The organism is Pseudomonas sp. 6D_7.1_Bac1, from assembly GCF_025465945.1.
In the GTDB taxonomy this organism is placed as follows: Bacteria; Pseudomonadota; Gammaproteobacteria; order Pseudomonadales; family Pseudomonadaceae; genus Aquipseudomonas.
The window spans coordinates 21716-31605 of sequence record NZ_JANLNW010000012.1 but is presented as its reverse complement, the minus strand read 5'-3'; the positions used below and the strand labels follow the sequence as shown (position 1 = coordinate 31605).

At 60.2% G+C, this 9890-nt stretch carries 7 protein-coding genes and 1 tRNA gene; 4 read left to right on the top strand and 4 right to left on the bottom strand.

All coding sequences use genetic code 11. The annotated features are described in order from the left end of the window. Positions 1 to 51: 51 nt before the first annotated feature. The 3 genes from gcvH to NTD87_RS04195 all read right to left on the bottom strand — a co-directional run bounded on the left by gcvH (position 52) and on the right by NTD87_RS04195 (position 3324). A complete protein-coding gene (gene gcvH, locus NTD87_RS04205) occupies positions 52 to 429 on the bottom strand; it encodes a glycine cleavage system protein GcvH (protein WP_262112111.1) in 378 nt (125 codons plus the stop codon). Positions 430 to 750: 321 nt separating this feature from the next. Beyond that, positions 751 to 2286 (bottom strand): sigma-54-dependent transcriptional regulator, encoded by a 1536-nt coding sequence (locus tag NTD87_RS04200; protein ID WP_262112110.1) that lies wholly within the window; start codon positions 2284 to 2286, stop codon positions 751 to 753. A 123-nt stretch (positions 2287 to 2409) separates the two neighbouring features. Beyond that, the gene (locus NTD87_RS04195; RefSeq protein ID WP_262112109.1) at positions 2410 to 3324 is read right to left on the bottom strand and encodes a LysR family transcriptional regulator; all 915 of its coding nucleotides are present in this window, start codon (positions 3322 to 3324) and stop codon (positions 2410 to 2412) included. A 153-nt stretch (positions 3325 to 3477) separates the two neighbouring features. Here NTD87_RS04195 and speB point away from each other — a divergent pair, with 153 nt between their 5' ends. The 4 genes from speB (at position 3478) to betA (ending at position 9530) form a co-directional block, all read left to right on the top strand. Then, positions 3478 to 4476 carry an agmatinase gene (gene speB, locus NTD87_RS04190; RefSeq protein WP_262112107.1) on the top strand — a complete coding sequence of 333 codons (999 nt, stop codon included), beginning with the start codon at positions 3478 to 3480 and terminating at the stop codon, positions 4474 to 4476. A gap of 67 nt (positions 4477 to 4543) precedes the next feature. Further along, positions 4544 to 6052, top strand: coding sequence for an aldehyde dehydrogenase family protein (locus NTD87_RS04185; protein WP_262112106.1), 1509 nt, complete (start codon positions 4544 to 4546; stop codon positions 6050 to 6052). A gap of 218 nt (positions 6053 to 6270) precedes the next feature. Next, the gene (locus NTD87_RS04180; RefSeq protein WP_262112105.1) at positions 6271 to 7839 is read left to right on the top strand and encodes a purine-cytosine permease family protein; all 1569 of its coding nucleotides are present in this window, start codon (positions 6271 to 6273) and stop codon (positions 7837 to 7839) included. Between the two features lie 2 nt (positions 7840 to 7841). Further along, on the top strand, positions 7842 to 9530 hold the full coding sequence (gene betA, locus NTD87_RS04175; RefSeq protein WP_262112103.1) for a choline dehydrogenase: 1689 nt from the start codon (positions 7842 to 7844) through the stop codon (positions 9528 to 9530). A 124-nt stretch (positions 9531 to 9654) separates the two neighbouring features. On the opposite strand, the gene NTD87_RS04170 is transcribed toward betA, so the two are convergent. Further along, positions 9655 to 9731, bottom strand: a tRNA-Arg gene (locus NTD87_RS04170). Positions 9732 to 9890: the final 159 nt, after the last annotated feature.

The window sequence follows — 9890 nt, the reverse complement described above, 5'->3', positions numbered from 1 at the left end:
ACGCGCCGTGAATTCATCATGAGTGTCGAGGAGGGTGGTCATGCTGATTCCTCAGGCGTGATCTTTGATCAGACGGTCGTAGGCGTCCTGATCCAGCAGCTTGGCGACAGCCAAAGCATCGGTTGGCTTGAAGCGGAAGAACCAGCCTTCGCCCAGTGGAGCCTCGTTGACCAGTTCTGGATTGCTTTCCAGCGCTGGGTTGGTTTCAACCACGTCACCGTCCAATGGCATGTACACGCCGCTGGCCGCCTTTACCGATTCGACGGTGGCGGTTTCGGCGCCTTTGTCGTAGGCCTTCAGCTCAGGCAGTTGCACGAACACCACGTCGCCCAGGGCGTTCTGTGCGAAGGCGGTGATGCCAACGGTAACGCTGCCGTCAGCTTCGGTACGCAGCCATTCGTGATCTTCAGTAAAACGCAATTCGCTCATGTGAACTCCTCAGGGGTCAGACTCACCCGCTTCTTGTGGCGGGAGACGATTTACAGGCTCGTGCCGGGCAGCGAGCGTGGCTGGAGAGCCCATAGCAAGTGCAGTGCCATTGTTATTTATTGCTTATAAATCAATTAGTTGATGTGTTTATGTGGTGTTGGATGGGACGCTTCTGTAGTGAATTCAATACAGAGGGTCCGGGTAGCCTGGGCGAAGGAGGGGAAAGGCGATGAGGAGGCGGTGTTACAGCGTTTTGTCTTGAATTCGGTACGCTGTAGCGATTTGCATACGGCGCACGTAAAAGGGCTGTATGGGCGGCGGTCAGGCCTTGCCGGGAATACCGTATTTGCGCAGGCGGATGGCGATGGCGCTGTGCGAAGTATGCAGGCGTGCGGCGAGTAACCGGCTGGAGGGGTAACTGCGGTAGAGCTGTTCCAGCAGGCTCCTTTCAAAACCTTCGACGGCATCTTCCAGACTGCCGACCTCGCCGTCGTTTTGCCGCGCCACCGCCGTCGTGGCGATATCCAGATCGTCGATGCCCACCAGCGGGTTCTCGCAAATAGCGCTGGCGCGGAAGATCACGTTTTGCAGTTGGCGCACATTGCCGGGCCAGCGGTTTTCGAGGAGCGCCGGATAAGTCCCGGGTGCCAGACGACAAACCGGGCGCTGGATCTGTGCACAGGCCTGCTGCATGAAGTGCTGGGCCATCAACAGGATGTCATGGCCGCGTTCGCGTAGTGGCGGCACTTGCAGATTGAGTACATTCAGACGGTAGAACAGGTCCTCGCGAAAACTGCCTTCGCTGACCATTTTTTCCAGGTCACGGTGGGTCGCGCTGAGGATCCGCACGTTGACCTTGACCTCACGATCGCCGCCGACCCGACGGAAGCAACCATCGCTCAAAAAGCGCAGCAACTTGGCCTGCAGGTAGGGCGACATTTCACCGATTTCGTCGAGGAATACCGTGCCCTGATCAGCCAGTTCAAGCAGACCAAGTTTGCCGCCGCGCTGGGCGCCGGTGAAGGCGCCCGGGGCGTAGCCGAACAGCTCGCTCTCGGCCAGGCTCTCCGGCAATGCCGCGCAGTTCAGGGCCAGGAACGGCGAGTCGCGCCGCGTGCTGAAAGTGTGGCAGGCACGGGCCACCAGCTCTTTGCCGGTGCCGGTTTCACCCTGAATCAGCAGCGGTGCATCGAGTGCTGCAATGCGCTGGGCTCGGGCTTTCAGGGCGCGCATCGGGAGTGAGTCGCCAAGCAGCGCCTCGAAGCTTTCGGCGTGGTCGTGATGGAGGGCGGCCAGGCGCTCACTGATGCGGTTTGGCACGTACAGCGTCAGCAAACCACCCGCCAGCGGCCGGCTGTCCAACTCGCCGGCTTCGCTGATCGGCATGGCATCGAGCAGCAAGGTCTGGCCTTTGAGGGTGACCTCGCGCATGGGCAGGCGATAGCCGTGTTCGATCAGCGTACGTTGCAAGGAGGGCTCATCGAATATTGCCGTCAGCGGCTCACCGGCCGGTTCACGACCACACAGTGCGATCAGCGCCGGATTGGCCAGTAGCACGTGGCCGCGGCCATCAACCGCCAGCACCGGGTCGGCCCTGGCAGCGAGCAAGGCATCCAGTTGCAGGCGTCGGCGCTGGCCGGGGAGGATGTCGACCATCGTCACCGCTTGCACACCCTGCACGCCGAGAAAAGCCTCGCGCAGCTCTTCCAGTACATCGGCACCGAGGGTCGGCGCGTCGATGTAAACGTTCGGTGGCACCATCTCGACGGCATCCAGATTGAGGCTGCGCCTACCGAGCAGGGCCAGCACTTCCTGGGTGATGCCGACGCGGTCGGTAAAGGTGACGTGGATGCGCATAGGAGGCCTGAAAGGGTTGCGAACCGGATCGCTACGATGAATGAGTATGCCGGGCTCTGTTCGATTGTGGCGAGCGTGACGGTCGTATTGCTTGCCATACGGTACGTGGCCGTCAGTGGCCTGTCAGGTGTGGCCAGCGTTGCGCGAACAGGCCGCCAGATCCTCGAGGAAGGTTTGAAGTATCGGCGGTGGGGCAGTGCCACGTCGGGTGATCACATCGAAGGGCGACATCAGGCGCAAGCTCGTTGGCGCCAGTTGGTGCATCTCGCCTGTCTTGATCCACTGATCGGCGAAGTGCATGGGCAGAAAACCCAGGTAGGCGCCAGAGATAATCAGGATGGCCAGGGCCTCGATGTTGTCCACCGTTGCCGCGGCTTTGCTGACGCCCAGGTGTTCCAGGTCGTATTGCTGCATGTAGCCCCTGGCGACGATGCGGCTCGCGCCGATCTCTTCGAGCAGTTCGGCGCGCTCGGCCTTGCTGCCATAGAGCGGATGACGCCGCCCGCAATACAGGCCAAGTGCTTCCTGATAAAGCGGCGAGTGCAACAGGCCGGGAACGTAGATCGGGAAGTGCCCGATGGCCAGGTGCAGTCGCCCGTCGAGCACGCGCTCCTCCAGTTCTGCGGGGGTGCCCACATACACGTTGAGGTGGACATCATGTCCCCTGGACACGAAGCGTTGCGTGGCCCGCGGTATCGGTGAGTCCGGGTCGGTGATGGTGGTGTCGATGATCCCCAGGTTGAGTTTTCCACTGATGTGCTGCTTGAGCACGTCGGCGTCCATGCAGAAGTTTTCCACCGCCGAGAGCAGGCGCTGGGTGGCTTCATGGATCGCCACGCCTTGCTCGGTCAGGCGAAAACCACTGCGACCGCGTTGGCAGAGTTTGACCCCGAGCCGGGTTTCCAGATGGGTCATCTGTTCGCTGATGGTCGACTGGCCGGCATTCAAGGCGGCCTGCGCGGCGGAAAACCCTCCGCACCTGACGATCGTGGCAAACACCCTGAGCAGTTTCAGGTCGACATCGTGCAGCTGAATCACCTTGGATCTCCTGCCTGTGGATGCATCGGCAATGCCGATATGAGTATCTGATGTTTAGCATTTTTTCCACGAAAACCTGCGCCCATAGTCACTCCAACGGCGGTCGCCTATCCAGCCCGCTGAACCTATAACAAGAATTGGAGATGCCTGAACATGTCGAAGCATGGTTATGAGTCCGGTCGCCTGAACCTGCCATTCGTGGGTCACTGCACCTTTGCCAAGTCGCCGGTGTGCACTGATTGGGATGCGCTCGATGCGGACGTCGCCATCCTTGGCGCGCCCAATGACATGGGCACCCAGTGGCGTTCCGGCGCACGTTTTGGGCCACGCGGGATTCGCGAGGCATCGACGCTGTTTTCCTTCGGCCACGCCGGCGCCTATGACCACGAAGATGACGTCATGTACCTGACCGCATCGGACGTGCGCATGGTGGACGTGGGCGACGCGGATATCGTGCATACCGACATGGTCACGAGCAACGAGAACACCGAGTTCGCCGTGCGCAAGATTCTTGATGCCGGCGTCATGCCTGTGGTGCTCGGTGGTGATCACTCGATTCACGCCCCGGTGATCAAGGCTTTCGAGGGGCGCGGCCCGATCCACATCATCCACTTCGATGCGCATCTGGATTTCGTCGACGAGCGCCATGGTGTTCGCTATGGACATGGCAACCCGCTGCGTCGCGCTTCGGAAATGAACCACATCGTCGGCATGACCCAGATGGGCATCCGCAACGTGTCTTCTTCCAACCGCGATGACTATGAAGCCGCCCATGCCGCCGGCTCGAAAATTCTCTCGGTGCGCGATGTCCGCCGCCTCGGCGTCGAAGGTGTGCTGGCGTTGATCCCGCAAGACATCAACTACTACATCACCATCGACATCGACGGTTTCGACCCGTCCATCGCGCCCGGAACGGGCACGCCCAGCCATGGCGGCTTCCTGTATTACGAAGTGCTGGAAATCATCCAGGCCCTGGCCAAACGCAGCAAAGGCAACATCGTCGGCATGGACCTGGTCGAGGTCGCGCCCGTTTATGACCCGACCGGTATGACCTCGATTCTCGCGGCCCAGCTGCTACTCAACAGCATCGGTTTCATCTTCCACGAGCGGGCTCAAGCGCGTCAGAACATGAGCGAAGCCACCCCGGCCTGATGGCCCGGATCGATCATCGAACCACAATGCCCCGGCAGGACCTGACTGCCGGGCAGAGAAAATAAAAATGGACACGATCGTTAAGCATTACCTGCAGAAATTCGGAGTATCCGAAGCCACCCAAACCTTTCTCGGCAAGGTTCAGAAGATGTTCATCGGTGGCGCCTGGGTCGAGGCCAGCGATGGCCAGACCTCCGAGGTCATCGAGCCGTCGACCGAGGGCCTGATCACCCGCATTCCCATGGGCACGACCCAGGATCTGGATCGCGCGGTGCAAGCCGCCCGAGCCCAGTTTGACGGTGGCGCCTGGCGTCAGGCCAAGCCGCGCGAGCGTGAGCGGCTGATGCATCGTCTGGCTGATCTGATTGAACACAACGCGGCAGAACTGGCCGAAATCGAATCGATTGACATGGGCAAGTCGGTGGTTTTTGCGCGGGAAGTCGATATTCAGGGCACGGTCGATACCCTGCGCTATTTTGCCGGCTGGGCCACCAAACTCCACGGGCGTACCGTCGAGCCCTCGTTACCGGGCAACTACCTGGCCTATACACGCAAGGAAGCGGTGGGCGTTGTCGGCGCCATCGTGCCCTGGAACTTCCCGCTGCAAACCATGGCCTGGAAGCTTGGTGCTGCCCTGGCAACCGGTTGCACGGTGGTGGTCAAACCCGCCGAACTGACCTCGCTGTCGGCCTTGCGTTTCGCCGAACTGGTTCAGGAAGCCGGCATCCCGGATGGGGTGATCAACATTGTCACCGGACGCGGCAGCGTGGTCGGTGCGGCAATGGCCACGCACCCAGGTATCGACAAACTCACCTTCACCGGTTCGACGCCGGTAGGCCGCACCGTCGGCCGTGCGGCGCTGGATGAAATGAAGCGACTGACCCTCGAGCTCGGAGGGAAATCACCGGTTATCGTGCTGGCCGACGCTGACATCCCGGCCGCCGCCCAAGCCATCGCCAACGGGGTGTTTTTCAACTCGGGTCAGGTGTGCGATGCCGGTACACGCGCCTATGTTCATCGCAGTGTCTACGACGAATTCCTGCGCGAGTTGATCGCCTACACCCGGACCTTGAAGATTGCCCCGGGCCTGGACCCGGACTGCTTCATCAGCCCGTTGGTATCGGCCTTGCAAAAGGAGCGAGTGACAGACTACATCGAAACCGGCAAGCGCGAGGGCGCCGAACTGGTCTACGGCGGCCAGCCTGTCGAGGGTCCCGGCTATTTCGTCGAGCCGACCATCTTCGCCCATTGTCGCAACGATATGCGCATCGTCCAGGAGGAGATCTTCGGTCCGGTTCTGGTAACTGCGCCTTTCGACGATGAAGAGGAAGCGCTGGCACTGGCCAACGACTCACCCTACGGGTTGGCGGCCGCGCTCTATTCCAATGACCTTGGACGCGTGCACAGCCTGATTCCGCGGTTGCGAGCGGGTTCGGTGTACGTCAATGCCCACGGCACACTCGACCCGGCGATGCCGTTCGGTGGTTACAAACAATCCGGATTCGGCAAGGATCTGGGGCCAGAACAGCTCGATTACCTGCTGGAGACCAAGGCGGTCTGGATCACGCTGCCTTGAGGTTTGGTTCATTCCAAAACGGCGCCAGCAACAACGCCAGGTAGGCACGCGGGACACTGAATCTGTGGCGAGGGAGCTTGCTCCCGCTGGGTCGCAGAGCGGCCCAAAAAAATGGGACTGCTGCGCAGTCCAGCAGGAGCAAGCTCCCTCGCCACAGGGTCGTTCACCCGAAAGAATGCAGTTATCTCGTCATGATCTTCCAACAATAAGAGTACGTCATGAACACTAACGCCAAGCCCGCCCCGAGCGCGTCCGCCCGCGACGACAAGCCAGTCGTCGAAGGGCATTCGATCGACTTCATCCCCGAAAACGAGCGTACCGACAAACTGTCGAGCCAGGGACCGTTCTGGTTCCTGGGCAATTTCACGTTCTTTACCATGACCATCGGCTTTGTCGGTCCGAGCGTCGGGCTGACCGCTCTCTGGACCACCCTTGCCGGCACGCTGGGCATCATGTTCGGCACGTTGTTCATGGCCTTTCACGGTTCGCAAGGACCTCATCTGGGGCTGCCGCAGATGATTCAGTCGCGGGCGCAGTTCGGCTATCGTGGGGTGATTCTCGTGTTGTTGGCGACGCTGTTTGTGTTCGCCGGGTTCAACATCGTCAACCTCGTGTTGATGATGCAGGGCCTGCACACGCTATTCGGCTTCAACCCCGCAGTGGTGGCGGTGGCCGTGACGGTGCCGGCGGCCATACTGGCGATCCTCGGCCATGACTGGATGCACCGCAGTTTCAAATGGGCGTTGTACCTGTCGATTCCGCTTTACGGTCTGGTGACGTTGGCGGTGCTGATGCATTGGGTTCCCGATGCGCCGATGCCGGTACTCGCAGCCGGTGAGGTTGCCCCGGCCCAGCTGGGCTTCAACTGGACCGGTTTCATCGCACAGTTCGCTGCGGCGGCGAGTTACAACATCGCTTACGCCCCTTACGTTTCCGATTATTCGCGCTACCTGCCCAAGAACACACCGAGTGGGAAGTTGATCGCGGTGGTCTTTTTGGGCGCCTCGTTGTCCGGCGCCTGGATGATTTCGGTGGGTGGCTGGTTGGCCGATCACTTGCATTCCACTGACGTGCTGGTCGCCCTCGGGCAAGTGGGCAACACGGTGTCGCCGATCATGGGTACTGCGGTAGTAGTCATCACGATCCTGGCCTTCCTGCCGGTCATCGCGATGAACATTTACAGCGCGAAACTGACCACGCTGACCTGCGTTGACTCCATCAAGCACATCGAGCCGACGCGCAAGGCGCGCATTCTGGCGATTGGTTTCGTGATCCTGCTGCAACTGGGCGTGGCCTTGAGCATCCAGAGTTCGGGCAAAGGGCTGTCGGTGCTGGGTATCTACCTGGTGGTGATGCTGTACTTCCTGGTGCCATGGACCTCGGTCAACCTGACCGACTACTTCTTCGTCCGCAAGGGCCGCTACGCCATCCCGCATTTCTTCATGCCGCACGGCAACATCTACGGCAGTTGGGGGCTGCGCGGCATCGCCGCATATGCAATCGGCTTCATTTCCATGATCCCGTTTTTTTACATCTACGACGGCGTTGAACAGCGCGAGGTCTATGTCGGCCCGCTCGCCAAAGCGCTCGGCAGCATCGACATCGCCTGGCTGGTCGGGCTGATCGTGTCGGGACTTGTGTACTACTGGTTCAGCCGCTCGATCGACCTCAAACGCGAAGAAGCCGTGATCCGGCACATCGAGAAAACTTCCCCGCAATACACCACCGGCGACAAGCAGACCCACTACCCGTTGCCGGTTTTCAACGAATCGACGGTCGGGAGATAACCATGGCCACCCAAAAATACGACTACATCATCATCGGCGCGGGTTCGGCAGGTTGTGTGCTGGCCAACCGTCTGAGCGAAGACCCCGCCACCTCAGTGCTGGTTCTGGAGTTCGGCGGCAGCGACCGCAGTGTGGTGATCCAGATGCCGAGTGCTTTCTCGATCCCGATGAACACCAAGAAGTACAACTGGCGCTACGAGACCGAGCCGGAGACTTACCTCAACGGACGTCGGATCCACTGCCCGAGAGGCAAGGTGCTGGGCGGCTCATCATCGATCAATGGCCTGGTTTACATCCGTGGCCACGCGTATGACTTTGACGAATGGGAGTCGCTCGGCGCACGCGATTGGGGCTATCGCAATTGCCTGCCGTACTTCAAGCGGGCAGAGAGCCACGAAGCCGGTGGCGACAGTTACCGTGGGAGCTCCGGGCCTTTGCACACCAACAACGGCAATAACATGAAAAACCCGCTGTATGGGGCCTGGATCGAAGCCGGGGCCGAGGCGGGTTACATCAAGACCGACGACTGCAACGGCTTTATGCAGGAAGGGTTTGGTGCCATGCACATGACGGTGAAAAATGGCGTTCGCTGCTCCACGGCCAATGCTTACTTGCGGCCGGCCATGGGGCGGTCGAACCTGACCGTGGTCACCCACGCGATGACGCGTCAGATCATCCTCGAAGGCAAGCGTGCGGTGGGGATCGTCTATGACTGCGAAGGCCAGACACACCAGGTCTATTGCAAGCGGGAAATACTGGTTTCGGCCGGGCCGATCGGTTCGCCGCACCTGCTGCAACGGTCCGGTATCGGGCCGGCAGATGTGCTCAGGAAAGCCGGGGTCGAAGTCCGGCATGACCTGCCAGGGGTAGGGGAAAACCTGCAGGATCACGCTGAGGTTTACATCCAGTTCGGCTGCAAGGAACCGGTAACGCTCAATAGCAAAATGGATCCCCTGAGCAAGCTGTTGATCGGTCTGCGCTGGTTGTTGTTCAAGGATGGACTTGGCGCCACCAATCATTTCGAGGCCGGTGGTTTCATCCGCTCCGAGCAGGGCTTGCGCTGGCCAGACATCCAGTTCCACTTCCTGCCTGCGGCGATGCGCTACGACGGCAAAAAACCGATCAAGGGCCACGGCTTCATGGTCCTCACCGGGCCGAACAAACCCAAAAGTCGGGGCCATGTGCGGATTCGCTCCGCAGACCCCTATGAGCACCCGGAGATCCGCTTCAACTACTTGCAGCGCGAAGAAGATCGTGAGGGATTCCGCCGCTGCATACGTCTGACACGCGAGATCATCGGCCAACCGGCTATGGATCGCTTTCGTGATGGCGAGATTGCACCCGGCGCGCAGGTCACCAGTGATGAAGACATCGACGCGTTCGTGCGCGAAAACCTGGAGAGCACCTACCACCCTTGCGGCTCGTGCCGCATGGGCGAGGATGACATGGCGGTGGTCGACTCCCAATTGCGTGTGCGGGGCATCGAAGGCTTGCGGGTGATCGACTCGTCAGTGTTCCCGACCGAGCCGAACGGCAACCTCAACGCCCCGACCATCATGCTCGCCGAGCGGGCATCCGACCTGGTGCGCGGGCGCAGCATGTTGCCAGCGTCCGATGCGGCAGTGGGGCTGGCCAAAGATTGGGAAACCCGTCAGCGCTCCATGGCACCGGGACGTAATGTGAGGGTTTGATTTCGGGGGAAACAGGGAATTGTCTAATCCTGAAACAGGTGTAAACCTTATTCGGGACGGGACAGGGACAAACTCAACAAAAAAGCCCCAGGCCATACGACCTGGGGCTTTTTCGTTTTGCGTATGGTGCACCAGGCGGGATTCGAACCCACGACCCCTGCCTTCGGAGGGCAGTACTCTATCCAGCTGAGCTACTGGTGCAATGCGGGCGCCATGATACTCATATGCACTGCGGGCGTCCATGCTGCTGAATAACCTGATGTTTCGCGCCCGCCCAACGGGTGTTTGCTACGTTGATCAGAAAAACAGGGCAAATGCGGCGTTTTCGTTCTTTTTTTCGAACAGCCTATTGTCCTTTAC